The organism is Bacillus sp. LNXM12-1 (genome assembly GCF_003004375.1).
In the GTDB taxonomy this organism is placed as follows: Bacteria; Bacillota; Bacilli; order Bacillales; family Bacillaceae; genus Bacillus.
In genome coordinates this window covers 495,602-516,524 of the sequence record NZ_PVWX01000002.1, presented here as the reverse complement: position 1 = coordinate 516,524, position 20,923 = coordinate 495,602, and the positions used below count along the sequence as shown (strand labels likewise).

Below are 20,923 nucleotides of genomic sequence, written 5' to 3'. Positions count from 1 at the left end.
GTTCTCCCTTCACTTACATTCTTTTATCTACAAATAAACCGACAATTTCTGTCATTGCCGCATAGAAATCAAGCCATTCCTTGGAAGGAATTTCTCTAATGACTTCTTCTGTTTGGTTATCTACGACTTTGACATAATATTCATTGAGTTTTTCATGTAATTCAAATTGCAGATGAAATTGAGTGGGCTCAATGAGCTTGTTTGCTCCTTGAAGCGTTTTTTCAATTTCTTCTTTTGAAACGACCTTGCCATTTGCTTGTAAATCAGAGTTTACATTGTCATTCTGGTTATTAGAAACACGGGTTTGAAATGCATCGATAATTGGCTCTAGCGATGTCAACTTACCAACAGACATAGTTATTCAGCTCCTGTGCTTTAATCTATCTTTTATATCGGCTTTGAATTTTCAAATTAAATATAGATGGACAGATTTGTTAAAGTTTCATATAGATTATAAACACACACATCGAAACGCTTTCATACGGAGAAGGACAACTGAATTAGATAAAAAAATCCTCACTTTTTTTGTGAGGATAATTGAGTGAGGAGATCTACGGATAAACTCGCAGCACGACTGTTCTCTTCTTGAATAGACAGGTACACTTCTTTTCTATGAATATCAATGTGCTTAGGAGCCTCAATCCCGATTTTCACTTGATCGCCTTCGATTGAAATAATCTTGACTTCAATATCATCGCCAATTTGAATCGACTGGTTTAATTTACGCGAGAGAACTAACATGAGGATGCCACCTCTAACAAATGTTTTGTATGATAGGCTGAATCATGCAAAATCACCTGCTTGGCTTTCATGTTTTTCCGGTTCACAATAATAGGCGCTCTTAAATTGGCTGTCGTTTTTTCAATAGAAGATTCCATTGTTAAGATCACCATGACTTCCACATCATTGGCATCTTCTACTTCTAGAATATCTACGACCGTTTCGTCTAGATCGAATTCATATTGATTGAAGAATAAAAACGGACTGCTGACAATAAAGCCTAACTCTGCGTTTTTCAATGATTGAAGAACTAAAAATGGAGACTCTTCTGATAAAGGTAAAATGACAAACTGTTGTTGATCTAGAAATCCTGGTATTCCATTAGAGAAGTTGATGATTTGCTCCTCTTTGATTGTCATTTCACCATGGTATTTTGTTTGAATGATCATAATTCACGACCTTTTTCATTTTTCTTAACTATACCTTATCACCATTTTGGCCCGTTTCGTCAACTTCTATTTTTAAATCTGGGTATTGTAACATATCAATATTGACCTTACCTGGCTGGTAGTTAACGATTGGTTTATGAGGCGTTGCCTCTATAATAGCTTTTTGAGGCTCCACATCAATTTGAAGCTCAGATGGCTGATAGTGAATTTTGACACTAAAGAATGAAGGGATCACACCAATGGTGAATTGTTTGGCTGGAGGGGTGCCATTGATTTTGGCAAACTCGGCAATTGCATTCCCACCATTCTCGATCTTGATGAGTTCACTGCCTTCTTCCGCTCTTCGGCCCATTCCCTCTCCAACAGCACGTTTCCCCTCAGCTGCCCATTCCTCAGATCGTCTAAAAATCGACTTGATATCCATATCGGCAAATGCTTCGGTTTGATCTATTGTTAATTTTGACGGTGTCCTTGTCATATTCATGACGGCTCTGGGCTGCTGAATCTCAAGGTCTGCTCTTGGCTGCTCTACTTCTTGCCGAGAAGGAGTTGTCGACATTTGCAGCTTTGCATAGGTTTGTTGCATTAACAATCTAGGGATTTGCATATAGGTACACCTCCATGATGCAAAAAAGCACCCAACGGATGCTTTTTATTATCTTAAGAAATCGACAAGGGATGGCTGAATAACTTTAGCCGTCGTTGCTAAAGCAGCTCTATTCACAACCTCTTGTTGAAGAAGATCAATAATTGCTTTTTCACTTTCTACATCTTCATTATCTGATTTGGCATTTTTCAGTACTTCGAATTGTGAAGTCAAGCGACTGCCTACTAAGTCAACACGATTTGAACGGGCTCCTAGGTCCGAGCGCTCAGCACTCATCACTTCTTTAAACTGATCGATACTTCCTAACGCATCATCAGAATTTGCGAACGTTCCATTTTTCAATGAGTTTTCTAAATCCGTCAGCATTTCAATGACATTTTGACCGCTGGCAGACTGTCCACCAAACGCTGAAATTGGATTTGAGTTCACATTTAAAGTGATACCATCAGAAATGTTCGACTTAACGGCATTTGCATCTGTATAGTTTTCAAAGTTAAACGTAAACGTACCATCTGCGTTCTCGACAACTGGTTTGACATTTGTATTCGTTCCATTAAATACGAATTTACCTAACATCTGAGTGTTCATTGCGTCAATGATTTGTTTCTTCATCTGGCCAATTTCCACTCCGATAGCTGCTAAATCTTCTGGCTGCTTTGTTCCGTTAGCCGCATCAAGCACTTTATCTCGTACATTTGACATAATATCAATGATTTCAGTGACACTTGTTTCAGATGTATCAATCCAGTTTTGTGCTTCATTTAAGTTTTTTTGATATTGTTCATTTCGAAACATTGCTGTGCTATATTGAAGGCTTTTTACTGCTGCAACGGGATCATCAGACGTTTTTGTGAAACGTCTCCCTGTTTGTGCTTGCTCATTTATTTTAGAAAGTTTTTCATAACTTTTACTAATATTACGAAGTGAGTTTTGAGAAATCATACCTTGTGTGACTCGCATCAGCTATACCTACCTTCCTACGACACCCATGCCGTTTATTACTTTATCCAATATTTCATCTTGTAATGTCACAACTCTCGCAGCTGCATTATATGCATGCTGAAATTGGATCATATTCGTCATTTCTTCATCAATGGAAACAGCACTCGTCGACATTCTACGTTCATTGGCTGAATTGACAAGAGCGGCTGAACTGCTTTCTAGCGTCATGTTCTTTTTCCCTTGAATCCCCATCTCAGCAATGACATTTTGGTAGTAATCCTGGATCGTCGTTGTATTGCCGCCGATTGGTAACTTTAAGTCTTGTATATTTGCTAATTTTGTAGCATTCGAACCGTCACCTTTTGTTTGATTGAGAGATGCTGCAATATTATCTGTTGATGCTAAAATGACATCACTCACTTTGATACGAGCTGCTAAGCCTTTATTCAATTCATTGTTATTCTCAATATCAAAGAAGTCTTGTCCACTTGTGCCATTTAACGTGTACCCCTGCTTATGCACATCGTTAAATGTATCCATAAATACTTGTGCTACTTCATCCAGCTCTGCAAGCATATCCGGATACATGCCTTTTTCAGCACCATTTGACATGTAACCATAAGCCTCAACAAGTGCTTTTACTTTACCATTCACTTGAAGCTGATCTGCTGCAATGGTTGTTGTTCCGAATTGAAGTGAGTTAACAAGTCCCGTTGTGTTATCATAGGAGATTTGCAGTTCAGATTTTTCGCTCGTAATGCCATTCAAAATCGTTCCAGCAGATTGTCCATTTGCACCGATAATGTCGATGTTGACAGTTCCTTCAGCAATTTTGAGTGCATTCCCGCCAGATGGATTATAGCTCACTTTAATATCAACAAGTGAGGATAATTGATCTACCAACGCATCACGCGTATCATATAGATCATTTGGAAGATACCCGTTTGGTTCAACTGCTGCAATTTGTTTGTTCACTTCATCTATTTGAGATAAAATCGTGTTCACATTTTTGGCTGTTGAATCGAGTTCTGTTTTTAAATTCTTTTGTATCGTTGTTAAAGACGAATTAAGTAGACGGAATTGATCTACTAAAGCCTGTGCACTTGTTTTAACAACTGTACGCGCAGACGCTGTATCGGCATTTTTTGTTTCGGATAGGACCTGTAATGATTTCCAAAGGTTATCAAAAGCTCTGTTTAAGCCTTCATCCGTCAAATCATTCATAACTCCCTCCATTTGCGAAAGGGCATCAGATTTTGTTGAGTAGTAAGACAAGTTATTGTTATGATCTCTGAATTGCAGATCTAAAAAGCTGTCTCGAATTCTTTCAACGGTTCCAACTTGAACTCCTGTCCCCATTTGGCCATACGTCTTGCCGTCATAAACTGAAATGACTGGATAAGGATTATCTGCTTTAAAGGTAACTCTTTGTCTTGAGTAGCCATCTGTATTTGCATTGGAGACGTTGTTTGATGTGACATAAAGCCCTGCACGCTGGGCTGTGATTCCTCTTTTTGCCGTTTCTAGACCCATGAATGTAGAACCCATTGGTATCCTCCTTGTTTACGCCTTTGAATCAAACAAAGCCCTCTGCTGTTTAGGCTTTGAACTCTCAAGACCATTTTGTCCGTAATTCATATTTTCTTTATTAGGGTTAACGAGATCGAATGTCAGTGAAATAAATTGAAGCGACTGCTGAATGAGCTGTTTGTTCAGTTCATTTACATCTTTCAGTTCCACCATGATGTCATTTAATTTGTCATATAACGAAATGAGCTCTTCTTGATCCGAACCTTCAGCCTTTTCGATACACGCGGTGATGGTTGGCGGTTCATCACTTTGTAAAAATTGAACTGTGGCTTCAATTCGTTTTTCTTCTAATTGAGAAATGGCTTGAATATATTTTTGCTCTAAATTCAGAACCTCTGAAAGAGCATCAATCTCATTGCTTTTCAGCATTTCTGTTTTATCCTTCGACAGCTTCAAAAGCTGTTCATGCAATCCATAGAGACGATGCAGCTCTTCAATGATTATTTTAACTGACATTCACGCTACTCCCTTTTGTTATTGTTGTTTATAAAAATTCAGCATTTTATCAGCAATGCCTTTTGTATCTACTTGATATGTTCCGGCTTCAATGCTTTTTTTAATTTGGTCTATTTTATCTTGGCGTTCTTTCATGATATTCGGCACCTTTTGCATTTCGATTGCCTTTTTAGAAATTTCGACTTTATCAGTTGATTTTGCTTGATTTGATTGCAACGTTTGTTTCTCATATGTTTTCTTGTAAGGATTTACTGGTTGTGTTCCATATCGATTAATTTTCACGGGATTCCTCTCGCTTTCCGTTACAGTCTGTCTTGATTCTATCCATTTTATCGACCAAACTGCAACTTAGTTTAGGGAATCAATCGTTTTTAGGATTAATGGCATAATAGGTGTCTTTTTTCCTAGATTCAATCTCCCTTTTACGCTCTTCTTCTTGATTCATTTGACTCATTTGCGAATGAATATCCTGTTCACATTGGCTGCACAGCTTGTTTTTTCTGATCGGTTGGCCACATCTTTCACAAGGATAGTTGATATTCGGAAATTGACTAATTTGAAGTCTTTTCAAACGGATAAATTTCAAGATTAATTCTTCAGCAACTTCTGTTGCATCTACTATTTCAGCAATGGTTGAGTGTCTATTACTTTGCTTTCGCAAGAATTTATAAACGATATCAAAAGAACGTTCTTCTTCTTCGAAGCATTTGTTACAAACCGTTTGGATGGTGGTTTTTAAAAATAGCTGATTACATTGTGGACAGTTTGCCAATTGATTCATAACCAAAACCCCTTACGTTATTTTCTCTTCTTATTATCGGTTAATTATCCTGAATTTTAACTACGGATCAACGTAAAAGAGGAAACACTTTTGGCACCTGCTTCTTTTAAAATTCTTGCCGCATCATAAATGGTGGCCCCCGTTGTATAGATGTCGTCAATTAAGATAACATCCCTTTGAACGATCGCATCTGTCTGCTTGATTTGAAACATTCTTTTTTGATCTAAACGTTCATTTTTCTTTTTCTTAGACTGCTTGCTTTGATGTATTTTCACAAGCGGCTGCAGGATCGGCTGACCAATCAAGGAAGCAAGTATGACTGACTGATTAAACCCTCTTTCCTTTAGCCTTTCTTTACTTAAAGGAATCGGGATCAGCACAGGTTCTTTAATTGAAAAGGAGCGCTTAAATACTGCTTGGACATCTTGTTTAAAAAGCTCAGCTAAAGCTGTATCACCTCGAAATTTAAAGCGGGAAAGGACATCTTTCATCAAATCGTTGTAAGCATAAACAGACCTATTTTTCACAAGTACTGTAGTAGAATCAGGGCGTTCTTTCCACCTGGAACAGTCTTGACATAATTGATCATTCGACTGTGCTCTCCCACAAGCTGGACAAATCGGGCGTTGAATTTTTTCTAGGTGATGCTTACATGCTATACATAGATGATCATCATTTAATAGAAGTAATGATTTCCATGTAAAAGCAGCGACAAAATGCCCCTCACAAATTAGGCAGATCAATTGTTATCCTTATTTATCGGCAGACGATTTTCGCATCTTGGAAATGTGGTGACCTTTGAAGCAGCTTCTGTCAGAATGACCAGCATGGCCGTATTCTTCTGTTTATCCACCATCTCGGATTTACTGTAAGATATTTTATCGATATCTGTTATATACTGAGGCTTCACTTGATTTAGTGAAATCGCTAATACATCTTCTATACACTTTTCACAGTGACAAATCATGTTTAATTGGTTGAGATATTGATAGAGGATTTCCTTGAGTAGTATTTCTTTTGCATTGAGTAGCATATTTGTCTCTCCTGCCATTTGTGTATTGTGAATATAAATGTACCATGAAATTTAGTTGGACCCACATTATTTTTCAGAAAACTCTTTTGCAGCTGTATCATTCATTTTTACGATATGCTTCTTTGCTTGTTTCATACTTCTCGTTAAACCAAAATGAAAAAAGATTACATCTCCTTTAAAAAAATCGGGATGTCTACCTGCTCTACCAGAAATCTGAACAAGTGCACTCTCTGTAAAGATAGTAGATTCCGCACCTAGTACCCCCACTTGAACATTTGGAATGGTAACGCCTCTTTCTAGAATGGTGGTTGTAACTAGTACATCGTATTTATAATCTCTGAAGTGCTGGACCTTTTGTTTCCTGTCTGGATCATCAGCAGACACCCCCTCCACATTTAAGCGGTGTTCTCTAAGGACCTTCGTTATCTTCTTCATGGTCGAAATAGAAGGAACAAAAAGTAAAATCCTTCTCTTCTTTGTGATATGTTTCTGCATCCAATTCATTACTTTAGGTGGGAGCTGGTTCTTTTTTAATTTCTTCTTCCAATGTCCAATCCATTGAAAGGACGGGACAGGTAACGGTTGTTGGTGAAAGCGCAGAGGAATTTTTATGGCTTCTAGTTGTCCACGAGATACATCTCTTTTCATTTTCTTAGAGGGCGTCGCACTTAAATAAACCCTAACCCCTTTCTTTCTCATTGCCTTTAAAACAGCAAATTGGAGACGTTCATCGATTGAATAAGGAAAGGCGTCGACTTCATCTATAATAAGCACATCAAATGCAAGTTTGTATCTCATCAACTGATGAGTTGTGGCGATCACTAGCGGTGCTATTTGGAACCTTTGAGGACTTCCTCCATAAAGAACAGCTATTTTCATTCCTTGAAATGCTTTTTTAAGCCGCGGCTCTAGTTCAAGGACAACATCTGTTCTAGGTGTCGCAATGCAGACGCTCATTCCTTGATGTAAGGCATATTCAATTCCGTGAAAAAGCACCTCTGTTTTCCCTGCCCCGCAAACTGCCCAGATGAGTAGATCAAATTTGTTTTTTATCGCTTCGATCAATTTTTCTGACGCCCTTTTTTGTCCTTTAGACAGGTTTCCCTGCCATGTTAATTCCGTATGACATGTTTCTTCCATTTGTGGACCCGTCCATTCATAAAGAAAGCCACATTCCGTTGTTTTCCCCATCATGATGCATGATCTACAGTACACACAATCTTTTTGACACATGTCACACGGAGTGTGGGCAAAGTACCGCTTTTTTGATACACCACATCTACAGCAAGTAAGACCATTTGCTTTCCTCTCAATAGCAGGTGTTCGGATGACTAACCCTTTCTCCACCAGCCAATCCAAATCGGACTGTGAGCATCTTGTTTCAGCGGTAAGCAGGTGGCGTGACTGCAGTTGCTGCCTTAGTTCCATTGCTTTGTCCATGTTCAATTTCACCAAACACCTTTCAACTGATGTTTGCCTATTATGCGCAAAGACATGACCTTTCGTCCAACAGCTAAAATAGAAAAACAAAACCCCTTTTCTATTAGAAAAGAGGTTTTTTAAGATTTATCTAATCACCCAGCCAAGAGCTATAGAGCCTTCGCCTAGATGAGTGCCAATCACGGCACCAAAGTAGCTTTTATAAAATTCAACATGAGGATACTTTTCTGATAAGTGCGCAATTAAGTCGTCTGCTTCTTCTTCTCTATTACCATGTATCAGTGTTGCTCTCATCGGGACACCACGTGATGCATCTTCGTCAAATAATTCAAAAATACGTGAAATGGCTTTTTTCCGTGTACGAATCTTCTCAAAAGGGACAATTAGCTTGTTGTCAAAATGCAGTATAGGCTTTACCTTTAAGAGGCTCCCAATAAAAGCCTGAGCACCATTTAATCTGCCGCCTCTTTGTAAATGAGTTAAATCGTCTACCATAAAATAAGCTCTCTGATTCTCTTTCAGATAATTGAGATGGGCTAACACTTCTTCTAGAGAAGCACCACCTTGGATTTTTTCAGCAGCTTCTATCGCATAAAAACCTTGCGCCATACAGCTAGTTTCTGTATCAAACGGATAAATATCAATCCCGTCAACTAGGTCATTTGCTGAGGCTGCACTATTATATGTTCCACTAATTCCACTTGAAAGGTGAATACTAATCACGGCATCGTATGTTTCACTTAGTTTTTCATATAATTCTATTAACTCACCGAAAGCAGGCTGAGAGGTGGTTGGAAGGTCTTTATGCTTTTTGACTTCTTCATAATATGTCTTCCAATCCATTTCTATTTCTTCACGGTATGATTCGTTGCCAAAAATGACATTAAGAGGGATCATATGAATATGATGTTTATCACGCAGTTCTTGTGGTATATAAGCAGTACTGTCTGTTACAACGGCTATTTTCATTCTTAAATACCTTCCTTATCCGTTAAGTTGCTCTTTTTTATTTTCAAAGAATGATCATTGTTATTCATTAGATTTATAATAGTAATCAAAAAAGCCTGCCTAATCAATAGGCAAGCCCGTTATATCCGAAAAAGACTCCTTATCTACCTATCATTTCTCTCCAATTAACATGTGAGAGAACCAAAAACAGGCGAAAAAGGAGTACTTGTCCGGAACATTATCTCATTTCTACCCAGCCGTTTTTAATTGCTACAACAACAGCTTGTGTACGGTCGTTTACATTCATTTTTTGTAAAATGTTACTCACGTGGTTTTTGACTGTTTTCTCACTAATAAAGAGCGACTCACCAATTCCTCTATTGCTCTTTCCGTCAGCTAACATTTGAAGAACTTCGCACTCACGTCTCGTTAAGATATGAAGTGGTCTGCGAATTTCAGGATATACCTCGTGCTGCGGATGTGCTGAAACGCCACTAGTCGCTAGGCGTCGGAATTCATTTACTAAGTTATGAGTAACTTTCGGATGTAAATAAGATCCTCCGTCAGCTACGACTTTCACTGCTTCAATGAGCGTGTCTGCATCCATTTCTTTTAACAGGTAGCCTCTTGCCCCTGTTTTCAATGCATGTGTCACATAGTTTTCATCGTCATGAATAGATAGAATAATGACTTTTGATTCGGGATAAAGCTCAACTAGCTGCTTTGTAGCCTCTACACCATTTACATTCGGCATATTAATGTCCATAATGACAACATCCGGATGATAGTGTTCTACGATACGTGCAGCTTCGTCACCGTCGTCTCCTTCTGCAACTACTTCAAAAGTAGGTTCAAAATCTAAAATCCGTTTGACACCTTCACGGAATAATTGGTGATCATCAATAATTACAATATTTACTTTAGTCACAAGCTACGCCTCCCCATGTTTATTGTTCTACACCTGAACTTTATGGTCAATATGTCTTTTGTCTCTATTTTACAATTTTATTTTGCAATGTTAATGGCACGCGAATCATGATGAATGTCCCTAGACCTATTTTTGAGTCTATGGTCATTTTACCTTCCAGTAAGTCTACGCGTTCTTTCATGCCAAGTAAACCGAAGGATTTGTTTTTGTTTGTTTTCACATCTTTCATATCAAAGCCTTTTCCATCGTCTTTGATAATTAACGTGACAAAGTCTTTCGTCACTTCTACTTTTACAGAGATTTCTTCAGCTTCGGAATGCTTTAGTGAATTTGTGACAGCTTCTTGGGCTAGTCTAAACAGTGCCACTTCAAATTGAGAAGCAATTCTTTCGCTTTCTGTATCCCCTAGGCATTGGAACGTAATCTTGGTTTTTCCATCATACTCTTCGATTGTGTTTAAATATTTTCTTAGCGTCGGAATGAGACCCAAATCATCTAAAGCCATTGGTCTTAAATCATAAATGATTCTTCTCACTTCGTACAGAGCATTTCGCACATTCTGTCTGAGACTTCTAATTTCTTTAAAGCCTTCTTCTGTCCCACGGTCTCTGAAAATCCGTTCAATTAATTCGGAACGCATCATCACGTTTGCCAGCATCTGGGCCGGACCGTCATGAATTTCCCGGGACACCCTTTTGCGTTCTTCTTCTTGGGCTTCAATAATTCTTAGTCCAAAATCTTGTTTTGCCTGAGCATCTTCAAGTAACACGCCAACTTGGCGTAAGTCCTGATTGAGATAGTTGAGAACAACTGTGATCTGACTCACAAGCGTTTCAGAGCGTTCAATGACGTCTTGCAGGCTTAACAATCGTCTTTCCAGATCGTCTCTTCTTTCTCTCAGCTGCTTTTCGCGCTGCTGGATCATGGTGAGTTCCACTTGTAGATTATGTGCTTTTTCGTAGGCCTCCCGTATTTCTTCTTCGCTAAATTTGTTGAAGTTTCTGCTGACCTCAGATAAGCGATTTCTAGCATGTCTCGTATGGACTTCGAGTTTATCCCCAAAATCAATTACTTCGTTTACTTGCTGCTTGATTTGCTTCAGCTCTTCTACTAGGCTTTCATATTGTTGACGGGACTGTTCGCCTATCCTAAATACTTCGTCCTTGCTGCCATCAACTGTACTTAGCATTTTCATGATGATTGAATCCAATAATTTCGGATCCATTTTAGGTGTTGTCATGGCTTTTCCCTCCCGTAACAGTGATGTCATCTTTTTTTATTATAAATGTCATTGATCTGCATTTTATGTCGAATTATAATGAAAGAATGCGTATAAATCATGAAGTTTTTATGACGACCCTTTTTCCGCCCCTATCATCATAACAAAATACGCTGTAAAATTCTAAAATCAATGCAAATTTTCTCTAGTCTTACAATTTGCTTGTCAGGAGGGTAAGTCTTTTGCTGAATCGCTATCTTACAGTAAAAAGTCGTGGCGAGCATGAGATCGTCATTGAAAAATCACGTTTTATTTGTCATATACAGCGTGCTGTCTCAGAAGAAGAAGCACAAGCATTTATACAATCCATTAAAAAACAACATTGGAATGCCACACATAATTGTTCTGCCTATCTCATTGGAGAACATGACCTGATTCAAAAAGCGAATGATGATGGTGAACCAAGCGGTACAGCAGGTGTGCCAATGCTTGAAGTGTTAAAAAAACGGAAGCTGAAAGATACAGTCGTAGTGGTCACTCGTTATTTCGGCGGTATTAAGCTAGGCGCCGGTGGATTGATTCGTGCCTACGGAAAATCTGTATCAGAAGCCATCAACCATGTTGGTATGGTAGAACGCTGTTTAATGCGTACGATGCACACAACAATAGATTATACATGGCTTGGAAAGGTAGAGAATGAGCTTAGAGCCTCATCTTTTCAGCTAAAAGAAATTCATTATGCAGAAGATGTTATTTTTGAGACGTATGTAGAAGAAACACAAACAGAGCAGTTCATTGAATGGATGACTGAGCTGACAAATGGAAAGAGTGTTACAAAAGAAGGCGAACTGATTTATTTAGAAAAGGACATTGGTCCGATAAAGGAGACAGATGAATGGCACAACGAGTAAGAGTGCGTGTACGAAAGAAAAAGAGTAAGAAGAAGAAAATTTTCAAACGTATCCTGGTCTTATTTTTACTTCTTATCATCTGCATGGGCGGATTTGCAGTATATAAAATAGTCAATACACTTCAGGCTGCTGACAAAACATATGATGAGCTAGACCGAGGAGAGAAATCGAAGCTTCGTGATGCGGTCATTGATATTAAGAAGAAACCTTTCTCTGTACTATTTGTCGGAATTGAGGATTATGCCACAGATGGTGATCATGGCCGTTCAGATTCACTCATTGTCGCAACGATTAACCCTCAAGACAAAACGATGAAAATGGTTAGTATCCCTCGTGACACACGCGTACAGCTTGCAAGTGACACGACAGGAAATAAAGAAAAGATCAATGCAGCATTTGCTAAAGGTGGAAAAGACGAGACGATTGAAACTGTCGAACAATTCTTGCATATTCCGATTGATAAATATGCAACCGTTGATTTTGACGGATTCAAGGATGTTATTGATGAAGTCGGCGGAATTGATATCGATGTTCCATTTGACTTCAATGAAAAAAGTGATGTGAAAAAATCGAAAAAGATTTACTTCAAAAAAGGCAATATGCATTTAAACGGGGAAGAAGCACTTGCTTACGCGCGGATGAGAAAACAAGATCCACGCGGTGATTTCGGACGTAATGATCGTCAGAAACAAATTTTACGCGCAATGATTGATCAAATGACGAAGGCAAATAACATTGCGAACGTCGATAATATCGCTAAAGAAGTAAGTGATCACATTACAACCAACTTCCGTATCACAGAAGGTCTTGCGCTTCAGCAAATCTACAGCGGATTTAAGGGGGATGACACAGAAACACTTTCTATTAAAGGAACAGACCTTTATTTAGGACCAAATCGAACGTATTACTTTGAGCCAGATCAAACCAATCTAGCTAACGTACAAAATGAATTACGGACGCATTTAAAGCTTCCTGCTGAATCTTCGAGTGAAACAGATTCACAAACCAATCCACCCTCTGGTGAAACAGGGTCAAGCGATACAACTAATCCTTCGACCAGCACACCAGGACAATAATAAAAAACAGCCCAGTTCCTAGGAACGGGCTGTTTTTTATTGTCTTTTCACCATTCGTTTATAGAATTTCGTAAATGGTTTGAACTCTTCGTTGACCAAACCCGTGACTTCCGCAATCACTTGCATAAACATTACCAGTAAAAAGATAATGATGAGCGATAACCAAATGGTGGCGCTTGTCAGCAAAATCGCACTTAAGCTAAAGACTAAGCCAATCATGTAAATCACGATAACCGCCATGCGATGGGACAAGCCAAAGGCCATTAGTCTATGATGAATATGGGATTTGTCCGGCGCTGAAATCGGCTGTTTGTTTAATATGCGTCTAATGATTGCAAAGGTCGTATCAAATATAGGAACACCTAGAATGATCACAGGAACAACAACACTAAACAAAGTGACACTTTTGTATAACCCTAAAAGTGACAGCACCGAGATCATATACCCTAAAAATAGCGAACCGGTATCCCCCATAAAAATCTTCGCTGGATGAAAGTTGTAAAAGAGAAAGCCGATCGTACTGCCAATGACGACAAGAGATAAAGAAAGAATCAGAATCTTATCAGCAGAAAATGCCATCACTGCAATCGTTGATAAACCGATGACGGAAATACCGGCAGCTAGTCCATCAAGACCGTCAATTAAATTAATGGCATTTGTGATGCCGACAATCCATAGCACGGTGAGGGGATATGCCATCCAGCCTAACTCAATTCGATCTGTTAAAAAAGGAACTGAGAAAAAATCCATTTTTAAGCCTGTGCTCACAATCAAACAAGCAACAAGAACTTGTACGAGAAATTTAAATTTTGCACTTAAATTATATTTATCATCAAATATACCTAAAATGACGATGAGTACGGCACCAACTGAAATTGCTGTAATTTTATTATGTAGAAACAGCCCGCCTGCTAATGCTCCAGCCGCTACCCCAATAAAAATTGCCAAACCACCCATTCGAGGCATTACTTTATCATGAACTTTTCGTTTATTCGGCTGGTCCACTGCACCAATCTTAATTGCAAACTTTTTGACGATTGGTGTCACAATTAAAACTGTAGCCAGAGAGACAAAAAACGCTAATAAGGCGCGTTCGTAATCCATAGGTCAGTCTCCTTCTAAATTGAAATCTGTATTTTGTATATTGGCCGCTCTTTCCATTATACAATTGAATAGAGGATGATCACAAGCTCCCCCGGTGAAGAAGAAACAAATAAAAACGCACAATCCCGAATGAATTATGCGTTTTCTTTAATATTCGTTAGTTCCACCATGTTTGTGAACAGCGCGTGCCAATCTTTTTTCATTGCACGGCTTTGTCTTAGATGTCTATAGGTCGTGTCGTCTTTTTTGCTGATCACTTTCAGGCAGGCTTCTACGAAGAGCGCAGGATCATCGCCCTCTAAATATTCATACACATCCTTCTCTTTTAGCCTTTCCGTTGACGGGAGATTTAAACCGACAACCGGTATTCCAGCTGCTAAAAATTCATAAAGCTTGAGAGGGAACACCGCTTGATTGTAAGGGGATTGTTTGTATGGCATCATGCCTACATCAATCAGCTTCATATAAGCAGGTACTTCTTCTGGTGCAACAGCTCCTGTCCAAATCACATTTGGCAGTTTGAGTGCATGCTGAAAAGATGGATCTCCATTCGTTCCATCCGGACCGACAAATAAAAATGTCCAATCAGGCCGCATGCGAGCAGCTTCAGCCATCATGTCAAAATCGAGCTTTGGCTTGATTCCTCCGATAAAACCAAGCACGGTTCCTTCTCTTCCTTCCAGCACATCTTCTTTACACGGAAGATTGCTTTTCGCAAATACATCGTACTCGACGCCATTTTCCACAGTAAACACATCTTTCGGTTCTCCCATAAGACGTTTTTTGATTTGATCGTGTAAATATTGAGAAGAGCATGTAATGCTGTGTGCGTATTTAATGATTCGATTTTCTGCTTTGACAATGACACGCTGCCTCATATAAGAAAGAATGTTGTGTTTGCCGCTTATCGGCTCTCCCCACAGGTCACTGCAATCATAGACAATGTGTTTCCATTCAAATAAGGAAGATAAGAGCGGAAAGCCCGGAAACGTATACCATAAACAAACAGCAATCCCCTTCTTTTCCTCCATCCGCAAATGCTCAAGAAGAGGGGACAATTTATGAATATAGAACATGTCTTGATATCGGCCAAAGCGAAATAATTTACTCTTGAGCACATCAGGAATGGCCAATTGCTTCATTCGATCTGTTATGGGCTGAAAGGGAGCTGTATGACGAGATGATGACGGGCATACCCAGATGACCTCTTTCGTTTCCGGATCAGATGCTAAAAATTCGGCCAACCGATGCCGTCTGTACCTCAGTCCGTCCTGTCCCCATTCTCCCGTCGCTACGACAACATGTATGATCGAGTCTGCTTTCACCTTTATCACCTTTTTTCCCTTCTGTTTATAAGCGCTTCTTCACAGCATTTGTCGCATAGTGCATAAAACACCAGGACGCTTTGACAAAATGAAGCTGCTCAATTTCTCTGTAGACAAACCACGTTTTTTTCGCTGCTTTCCACTTGTTGCTAGAGATGGAGTTTCCAACGATGCGATATTCACTGAGCGGTTCGCTCATACCATAGGCTGTAAATCCTCTTTTTAATATAGACAGCCATGTAGCTAAATCCTGCCTTGTGCGAATGTTCGGCATTTCCACATGTCCTACCTTTTGAAGATCAAGCATGACCGTTAAACAGCCGATAATGGTATTTTTCAAGGCTTCATTATAATCTAATCTCGCTGGCGCAGTGACGGTTTTTTCTAATGGTTCTCCATTTTCTGCAATGATGTCATATGCCGTAAATGTAAAGGCATAATCATTTGTCAGCATGAAGTCTACCTGTTTTTCAAGCTTCGTCTCTTTCCACTTATCATCGCTATCTAAAAAAGCAATAAAGCGCCCTTTTGCCTGGTTGATGGCTGCGTTTCTAGCAATGGCAGCTCCCCCATTTTCCTCTAAATAAATGACGTTGATTCTGTCGTCCGCTTGACTTAAATCCCCTAATAGCTTTCTCGTTCCATCTGTAGAACAATCATCTGCAATGATCAGCTCCCAATTGGAATAGGTTTGGGCAAGGACGGAATGAACTGTATCCGTTAAATAACGTTCCGCATTATACGCCGGTGTAATGATGGATACTAACGGTTGATTGTTCACCTAAGACTCATCTCCAGTTCATCATTAAGATTCTTTGAACACTTCGGGTAAGACCACAAACATGAGCGAGATGCTAAAGCCAATGACAAGCCCAAGCAGTGCACGTTTTTTGGCTGACATGCCTTTATTGCCCTCATCAAGTACTTGTGCAGGATCGACAATCTTTGCCTGCTTCATTCCAAGCTTTGTCGACTCCAATTCATATAAGAATCGTTCTTTATCGACTTTGGAATCATTGCTGACAGATTCGTCTTCAAGAGCAGCTAATCTACTTTCAATCACCTGCTGCCTTTTTGTAAATAATGCTTTGTCTTGCTTAAGAAATGTATCCGACACCTGCTTCACGACAGCCAAAGCGCGATCCTTATTGGCATCTGTGAAAGACAGCTGTAATTGTGTATCTGATTGATTGGTAAGGATGAGACGGGTTTTCACATCCTGCCTTTCTTCTTCTTTGACATCACTGAGTGCTTCATTTAGAAATGCATCGCTTTTTAATAGAGATGTCACTTCTGCCATATTGTTATACACCCCATCATCATATTTACCAAGAGTGAGGGTAACAGCAGCTGTGTAACTGGACTGCTGCGTAGTTCCTTTAGCAAAAAAGAAACCAAAGGCGCCTAATATGACAGGCAGCAGGATGAGCCATACGATGTACTTTTTGATTCGCTTCCCTATCCTAGATATGAAACCAGACATGTTCATTCTCCCAACATTGACGTATTTGCTCTTTCACTAGTGTAGCCATACACACGGTTTACCATAGCTTGAGTCGTTGTTTATTTTTCAACATATTCACCGCTGCGATCACCAGTCCTAAAAATACCCAGTGGAAATATAAATTCGAGACGGAGCTAGGACTGATACTTGAAACGAGAAAGCTCAGCATGGCTGCAAACAACCCCTCAATGATCATTTTTGCCGATCTTGTGTCAGCCCATTGGTATTGTTTGTACAGTGTGAACATGAGATAGGCGTATACTGAGATATAGCCCAGCATGACTGCAAACCCAAAGTTCGTCATCAATTCCAGCAGCCAATTGTGCACTTCTACGACCTGGTCTGTATCAAAGATCGAAAAGTGAGCTAAGTAGTAAGACACATTCCCCGCTCCAACCCCGAATCCGTATGAATTCGTAAAGAAGTGCCAAGCATTTTTGATCAAATTCGCTCTCGCGATGTTAGACGGGAGTGGTTCACTAAAAGAATGTGCGACCTGAGAAGCGAGAAACAAGTCATAAAAAACCGAATAAATCTTGGCTGAAAAGACAGCGATACCGATGACTACAAGTCCGCTTGCTGCAATGATTGACCACTTTTTGAGAAATCGCGGCAGCAGCAGCCATACATAGACCGCCACTCCTGCAAATATGCCAAGCAGACTGGCTCGGGATTCGGTTAACAAAATGAGATACAGTGCGGCGATTGCCCCTAATAATCCAAACGCTTTGATATAACCGTTTTTCATTTGACGCATGCATGCTAGATATAAAAAGAAACTAATCGATAAAAACGTCGCAAAGTCATTTTGATTAAAAAAGACAGATGTAGGATAGTGCTGTTTATACGCTGGTCCTAGATACAATGAGGTATTCGGTAAATGGTTCAATGTAAAGTGATTATAGAAACCAATCCCCATCACAAACACAGTCATGACCAGCCAAATGCTATAAAAGGTCACCACTTGATCCATTCGCTGAATGAACATGACGACAAGAAAGACAAACCCCATCCCCATTGCAAGCAGGGACATATATTTCAGGCCGTCTGTGACCGAATGAGCCCAAAGCAGTGAGATGAGCCCGTAAAGAAACCATGCAGCGAAAAAACCAAGAATTCCTTTGACACGAATCTGCTGCCACTGCGATATGTACGTCCCCTTATCTCTCATCCGCCATATGAATAAAGCAAAGACGGCGATAAGCATAATACGGTAGAGAAAAAGACTAAAGAATCCGGCACTAATAGAAAAGAAAGCGTTGTTGAGAAAAGTCAATGCAATCAAAAGATAGATGGCTGACATGAAGATTTGCTCACCATTCATGTATAGCTTCATCAACACGAGAGCAGCCGACAGGATCAAAAGTATAACCGGAACAGCCACCATCTTCTTTAACCCGACGGGCTGGGCGGTTGCCATTTGTACAAGCCCGATCCCTGCTGCAAACAAAATACATCCAATCATGATTTGCCATGCTGTTTGTTTCACACTCATACCCATTTTCCTCCTAAGCAACCCATCCGATTTGAGGGATTAAGCCTTGACTTCCTGTTCATAGTAGGAAATGGTACGAGCCAAACCTTCCTGTAAACTCACAACAGGCTCCCATGCTAAGACTTGTTTCGTTTCCTCATTTGCCAATGTACTATGCACAATATCTCCTGCACGCTGCGGCTTGTAAATTGGTTCAAGATGCGACCTCGTCACCCGCTTCATCGTTTGAAACAGCTCATTCACAGTGATCGAATCACCACATGAAATATTTAAACAAACGTTTGATTGAGCTGTTAAAGCCGCAACATTCGCTGCTGCTAGATCACCTACATAAATGAAATCTCTTGTTTGTTCCCCGTCTCCGAAAATGAAAGGAGCCTCATCTTTTGCAAACTTATCAGAGAAAATAGAGACAACTCCACCTTCGCCAAGTGCGTCTTGTCGCGGACCATAAACATTGCTGTACCGAAGAATACAATAGTCCACATCATACAGTGATTTTGCCATTTCTAAGTATCGCTCTACTGTGAGTTTCGCTAACCCATAAGGCGAACCAGGCTTTAGCCGGTGAGCGGTATCCACTGGCAGATACACTGGATCTCCATAGACAGCTGCTGATGAGGCAAATACCACCTTTTCCACTCCTGCTTCAGCCGCTGCTTTCATGACGTGCAGGGACCCTTTTATATTGACCTCTTCGTCATAAACGAAATTCTGAACGGAAACCGCTACACTCACCTGTGCTGCAAGGTGAATGATATAATCCGGCGCCATTTGTTTGATCAAATCGACCGTTTCTAATTTTGTGACATCTGCCTCAATGCATTGAACGGAAAGGTGGGCAATATTTTCCCGAGATCCAGTTGAAAAATTATCAAGAACGATGGGCTCGTAGCCTTTTTCTAGTAAAGCCTCTACCGTGTGTGACCCAATAAATCCGCTTCCCCCAGTAACCAATACTTTCTTCATCCAAGCTCCCCCTGTTATTGTGCCTTTGATACCAATTCTGCTTCCCATACGCCTGGGCGGCCGATAGACTGGTAAATAAATCCTCTCTCTTTCATTTCTGCTGGATCAAACAAATTCCTTCCATCAATTACAATCGGTGAACGAAGCAGCAGCTTGATTTGATCTTTATCCATCTTCTGTACGTCATCCCATTCTGTTAGGATGAGGCAAGCATCCGTATCTTTTACTGTTTCATACAGGTCATTGCTGAAGACAGCCTGCGGGCCAAGCTCTCGCTCTGCTTCTACATAAGCAATCGGATCATAAGCCTTCACAAAAGCACCCAGCTCTCTCAGCATGGGGATAATGTCTAATGCAGGCGCAGAACGCATATCATTCGTATTCGGTTTGAATGCGAGACCTAAGACAGAGATGGTTTTTCCTCTAATATCACCGAATACACTCATCAGTTTGCTGACAAGGTGAGCTCTTTGGTGATTGTTCGTTTCAATCACGGACTCGATCAGCTTGAACCGGTAGCCGGCTGTTTCGGCAATTTTGAGAAGAGCCATCGTGTCTTTCGGGAAACAAGAACCCCCAAATCCAATGCCCGCTTTTAAAAATTTATGCCCGATGCGGCTGTCTAATCCAACTCCTTCGCTGACTTTTTCAACATCAGCGCCCACCCGCTCGCAAATATTTGCAATGTCATTGATGAATGAGATTTTTGTGGCAAGCATGGCATTTGCAGCATACTTAATCATTTCAGCACTTTCTAAGTTGGTCTCTACAACCTCTGTTTGAAACGGATCATGCAATCTTTTGATGATGGTTGACGCATGAGTGCTTGTCGAGCCTATTACTGCCCGCTCCATATTCATCGTGTCTTGGATTGCAGAGCCTTCTCTGAGGAACTCTGGATTGGATACGACATCAAAAGGATATTTACTGCGGGATGCTTTTTCGACAATGGCTTGAACGAGCCGGCCTGTTCCAACGGGCACTGTGCTTTTATTAACGATGATTTTATAGCCATTTAGATGTTCACCAATTGTTTGAGCGACGGCTTTCACGAACGTTAAATCTGCTTCCCCCTGTGCTGTCATCGGTGTCCCTACAGCAATATAGATAATCTCTGATTCCCTGATAGCGGCAGGAATATTGGTTGTAAAAAACAGTCTTCCTTCCTCCGTATTCTTTTCAATCAATTCCTTTAAACCCGGTTCATAAATGGGAACGACACCACTTTTTAAGCTGTTGATTTTTGATTCATCGATGTCACAGCAGATGACACGATTTCCGATATCAGCAAAACAAGTACCCGATACTAACCCGACATACCCTGTTCCAATCACAGCAATTTTCTTCAACATTTTTCATCCTCTCAGTAAAAGCATATTGTCCGTTCCAAGCTGTTTATCTATCTATCATTCTTTGCACATTTCAT

General features: G+C 40.1%; 24 protein-coding genes. 2 read left to right on the top strand and 22 right to left on the bottom strand.

The window, feature by feature from the left end:
• Positions 1–13: 13 nt before the first annotated feature.
• The 15 genes from flaG to degS all read right to left on the bottom strand — a co-directional run bounded on the left by flaG (position 14) and on the right by degS (position 11,134).
• The gene (gene flaG / locus C6Y07_RS10095) at positions 14–355 is read right to left on the bottom strand and encodes a flagellar protein FlaG (RefSeq protein ID WP_060597391.1); all 342 of its coding nucleotides are present in this window, start codon (positions 353–355) and stop codon (positions 14–16) included.
• 161 nt (positions 356–516) lie between these two features.
• Positions 517–741, bottom strand: a complete 225-nt coding sequence (gene csrA / locus C6Y07_RS10090) for a carbon storage regulator CsrA (protein ID WP_095285728.1) — start codon at positions 739–741, stop codon at positions 517–519.
• Positions 735–1,169 carry a flagellar assembly protein FliW gene (gene fliW, locus C6Y07_RS10085; RefSeq protein WP_034660142.1) on the bottom strand — a complete coding sequence of 145 codons (435 nt, stop codon included), beginning with the start codon at positions 1,167–1,169 and terminating at the stop codon, positions 735–737. Before fliW ends, csrA begins: the two co-directional genes overlap by 7 nt.
• 28 nt (positions 1,170–1,197) lie before the next feature.
• Positions 1,198–1,776, bottom strand: a complete 579-nt coding sequence (locus C6Y07_RS10080) for a DUF6470 family protein (protein WP_034660143.1) — start codon at positions 1,774–1,776, stop codon at positions 1,198–1,200.
• Between the two features lie 48 nt (positions 1,777–1,824).
• The gene (gene flgL / locus C6Y07_RS10075) at positions 1,825–2,736 is read right to left on the bottom strand and encodes a flagellar hook-associated protein FlgL (protein ID WP_066031682.1); all 912 of its coding nucleotides are present in this window, start codon (positions 2,734–2,736) and stop codon (positions 1,825–1,827) included.
• A 9-nt stretch (positions 2,737–2,745) separates the two neighbouring features.
• On the bottom strand, positions 2,746–4,266 hold the full coding sequence (gene flgK / locus C6Y07_RS10070) for a flagellar hook-associated protein FlgK (RefSeq protein WP_060597394.1): 1,521 nt from the start codon (positions 4,264–4,266) through the stop codon (positions 2,746–2,748).
• A gap of 15 nt (positions 4,267–4,281) precedes the next feature.
• Complete coding sequence (locus C6Y07_RS10065) at positions 4,282–4,764, bottom strand: flagellar protein FlgN (RefSeq protein WP_034660146.1); 483 nt, start codon at positions 4,762–4,764, stop codon at positions 4,282–4,284.
• An 18-nt stretch (positions 4,765–4,782) separates the two neighbouring features.
• Complete coding sequence (gene flgM, locus C6Y07_RS10060) at positions 4,783–5,046, bottom strand: flagellar biosynthesis anti-sigma factor FlgM (protein ID WP_003213252.1); 264 nt, start codon at positions 5,044–5,046, stop codon at positions 4,783–4,785.
• Positions 5,047–5,125: 79 nt separating this feature from the next.
• Positions 5,126–5,545 carry a TIGR03826 family flagellar region protein gene (locus C6Y07_RS10055; RefSeq protein ID WP_106156646.1) on the bottom strand — a complete coding sequence of 140 codons (420 nt, stop codon included), beginning with the start codon at positions 5,543–5,545 and terminating at the stop codon, positions 5,126–5,128.
• Between the two features lie 56 nt (positions 5,546–5,601).
• Entirely contained in the window at positions 5,602–6,288 is a 687-nt protein-coding gene (locus C6Y07_RS18930) for a ComFC family protein (protein WP_189288297.1), read from the bottom strand.
• Positions 6,285–6,578 carry a late competence protein ComFB gene (gene comFB / locus C6Y07_RS10045; protein WP_060597398.1) on the bottom strand — a complete coding sequence of 98 codons (294 nt, stop codon included), beginning with the start codon at positions 6,576–6,578 and terminating at the stop codon, positions 6,285–6,287. Before comFB ends, C6Y07_RS18930 begins: the two co-directional genes overlap by 4 nt.
• Before the next feature lie 66 nt (positions 6,579–6,644).
• A complete protein-coding gene (locus C6Y07_RS10040) occupies positions 6,645–8,024 on the bottom strand; it encodes an ATP-dependent helicase ComFA (protein ID WP_142393300.1) in 1,380 nt (459 codons plus the stop codon).
• 120 nt (positions 8,025–8,144) lie between these two features.
• Positions 8,145–8,987, bottom strand: coding sequence for a DegV family protein (locus C6Y07_RS10035; RefSeq protein ID WP_034660152.1), 843 nt, complete (start codon positions 8,985–8,987; stop codon positions 8,145–8,147).
• 217 nt (positions 8,988–9,204) lie between these two features.
• Positions 9,205–9,894, bottom strand: a complete 690-nt coding sequence (gene degU / locus C6Y07_RS10030) for a two-component system response regulator DegU (RefSeq protein ID WP_008348273.1) — start codon at positions 9,892–9,894, stop codon at positions 9,205–9,207.
• Between the two features lie 64 nt (positions 9,895–9,958).
• Positions 9,959–11,134 (bottom strand): two-component sensor histidine kinase DegS, encoded by a 1,176-nt coding sequence (degS, locus tag C6Y07_RS10025; RefSeq protein ID WP_003213166.1) that lies wholly within the window; start codon positions 11,132–11,134, stop codon positions 9,959–9,961.
• 221 nt (positions 11,135–11,355) lie between these two features.
• Between degS and C6Y07_RS10020 the strand changes: the two genes are divergently transcribed.
• Both C6Y07_RS10020 and C6Y07_RS10015 read left to right on the top strand, forming a co-directional pair.
• Positions 11,356–12,024: a YigZ family protein gene (locus tag C6Y07_RS10020; protein WP_012011434.1), complete on the top strand. Its 669-nt coding sequence runs from the start codon at positions 11,356–11,358 to the stop codon at positions 12,022–12,024.
• Complete coding sequence (locus C6Y07_RS10015; RefSeq protein WP_106048170.1) at positions 12,009–13,100, top strand: LCP family protein; 1,092 nt, start codon at positions 12,009–12,011, stop codon at positions 13,098–13,100. The genes C6Y07_RS10020 and C6Y07_RS10015 overlap by 16 nt, the downstream gene beginning before the upstream one ends.
• Positions 13,101–13,136: 36 nt before the next feature.
• Here the strand turns inward: C6Y07_RS10015 and C6Y07_RS10010 are convergent, their stop codons facing one another.
• The 7 genes from C6Y07_RS10010 to tuaD all read right to left on the bottom strand — a co-directional run bounded on the left by C6Y07_RS10010 (position 13,137) and on the right by tuaD (position 20,849).
• Positions 13,137–14,204, bottom strand: coding sequence for a glycosyltransferase family 4 protein (locus C6Y07_RS10010; RefSeq protein WP_034660156.1), 1,068 nt, complete (start codon positions 14,202–14,204; stop codon positions 13,137–13,139).
• A gap of 134 nt (positions 14,205–14,338) precedes the next feature.
• Positions 14,339–15,535: a teichuronic acid biosynthesis protein TuaH gene (gene tuaH / locus C6Y07_RS10005; RefSeq protein ID WP_066031804.1), complete on the bottom strand. Its 1,197-nt coding sequence runs from the start codon at positions 15,533–15,535 to the stop codon at positions 14,339–14,341.
• Between the two features lie 19 nt (positions 15,536–15,554).
• Positions 15,555–16,310: a teichuronic acid biosynthesis protein TuaG gene (tuaG, locus tag C6Y07_RS10000; RefSeq protein ID WP_060597403.1), complete on the bottom strand. Its 756-nt coding sequence runs from the start codon at positions 16,308–16,310 to the stop codon at positions 15,555–15,557.
• Between the two features lie 24 nt (positions 16,311–16,334).
• Complete coding sequence (gene tuaF / locus C6Y07_RS09995; protein WP_060597405.1) at positions 16,335–17,012, bottom strand: teichuronic acid biosynthesis protein TuaF; 678 nt, start codon at positions 17,010–17,012, stop codon at positions 16,335–16,337.
• Between the two features lie 58 nt (positions 17,013–17,070).
• Positions 17,071–18,528: a teichuronic acid biosynthesis protein TuaE gene (tuaE, locus tag C6Y07_RS09990; protein WP_066031678.1), complete on the bottom strand. Its 1,458-nt coding sequence runs from the start codon at positions 18,526–18,528 to the stop codon at positions 17,071–17,073.
• 39 nt (positions 18,529–18,567) lie between these two features.
• Positions 18,568–19,497 (bottom strand): NAD-dependent epimerase/dehydratase family protein, encoded by a 930-nt coding sequence (locus C6Y07_RS09985; RefSeq protein ID WP_060597406.1) that lies wholly within the window; start codon positions 19,495–19,497, stop codon positions 18,568–18,570.
• A gap of 14 nt (positions 19,498–19,511) precedes the next feature.
• Positions 19,512–20,849, bottom strand: coding sequence for a UDP-glucose 6-dehydrogenase TuaD (gene tuaD / locus C6Y07_RS09980; RefSeq protein ID WP_060597407.1), 1,338 nt, complete (start codon positions 20,847–20,849; stop codon positions 19,512–19,514).
• Between the last annotated feature and the right edge of the window lie 74 nt (positions 20,850–20,923).

Excerpts from the sequence above, each read along its gene's own strand:
- C6Y07_RS10065 (WP_034660146.1), bottom strand. The coding sequence starts at position 4,764 with ATGTCAGTTAAAATAATCATTGAAGAGCTGCATCGTCTCTATGGATTG.
- tuaD (WP_060597407.1), bottom strand. The coding sequence starts at position 20,849 with ATGTTGAAGAAAATTGCTGTGATTGGAACAGGGTATGTCGGGTTAGTA.
- C6Y07_RS10035 (WP_034660152.1), bottom strand. The coding sequence starts at position 8,987 with ATGAAAATAGCCGTTGTAACAGACAGTACTGCTTATATACCACAAGAA.
- tuaE (WP_066031678.1), bottom strand. The coding sequence starts at position 18,528 with ATGAGTGTGAAACAAACAGCATGGCAAATCATGATTGGATGTATTTTG.
- flaG (WP_060597391.1), bottom strand. The coding sequence starts at position 355 with ATGTCTGTTGGTAAGTTGACATCGCTAGAGCCAATTATCGATGCATTT.
- comFB (WP_060597398.1), bottom strand. The coding sequence starts at position 6,578 with ATGCTACTCAATGCAAAAGAAATACTACTCAAGGAAATCCTCTATCAA.
- csrA (WP_095285728.1), bottom strand. The coding sequence starts at position 741 with ATGTTAGTTCTCTCGCGTAAATTAAACCAGTCGATTCAAATTGGCGAT.
- fliW (WP_034660142.1), bottom strand. The coding sequence starts at position 1,169 with ATGATCATTCAAACAAAATACCATGGTGAAATGACAATCAAAGAGGAG.
- C6Y07_RS09985 (WP_060597406.1), bottom strand. The coding sequence starts at position 19,497 with ATGAAGAAAGTATTGGTTACTGGGGGAAGCGGATTTATTGGGTCACAC.
- C6Y07_RS10010 (WP_034660156.1), bottom strand. The coding sequence starts at position 14,204 with ATGGATTACGAACGCGCCTTATTAGCGTTTTTTGTCTCTCTGGCTACA.
- C6Y07_RS10055 (WP_106156646.1), bottom strand. The coding sequence starts at position 5,545 with ATGAATCAATTGGCAAACTGTCCACAATGTAATCAGCTATTTTTAAAA.
- C6Y07_RS10015 (WP_106048170.1), top strand. The coding sequence starts at position 12,009 with ATGGCACAACGAGTAAGAGTGCGTGTACGAAAGAAAAAGAGTAAGAAG.
- degS (WP_003213166.1), bottom strand. The coding sequence starts at position 11,134 with ATGACAACACCTAAAATGGATCCGAAATTATTGGATTCAATCATCATG.
- flgL (WP_066031682.1), bottom strand. The coding sequence starts at position 2,736 with ATGCGAGTCACACAAGGTATGATTTCTCAAAACTCACTTCGTAATATT.
- C6Y07_RS10080 (WP_034660143.1), bottom strand. The coding sequence starts at position 1,776 with ATGCAAATCCCTAGATTGTTAATGCAACAAACCTATGCAAAGCTGCAA.
- tuaF (WP_060597405.1), bottom strand. The coding sequence starts at position 17,012 with ATGTCTGGTTTCATATCTAGGATAGGGAAGCGAATCAAAAAGTACATC.
- flgK (WP_060597394.1), bottom strand. The coding sequence starts at position 4,266 with ATGGGTTCTACATTCATGGGTCTAGAAACGGCAAAAAGAGGAATCACA.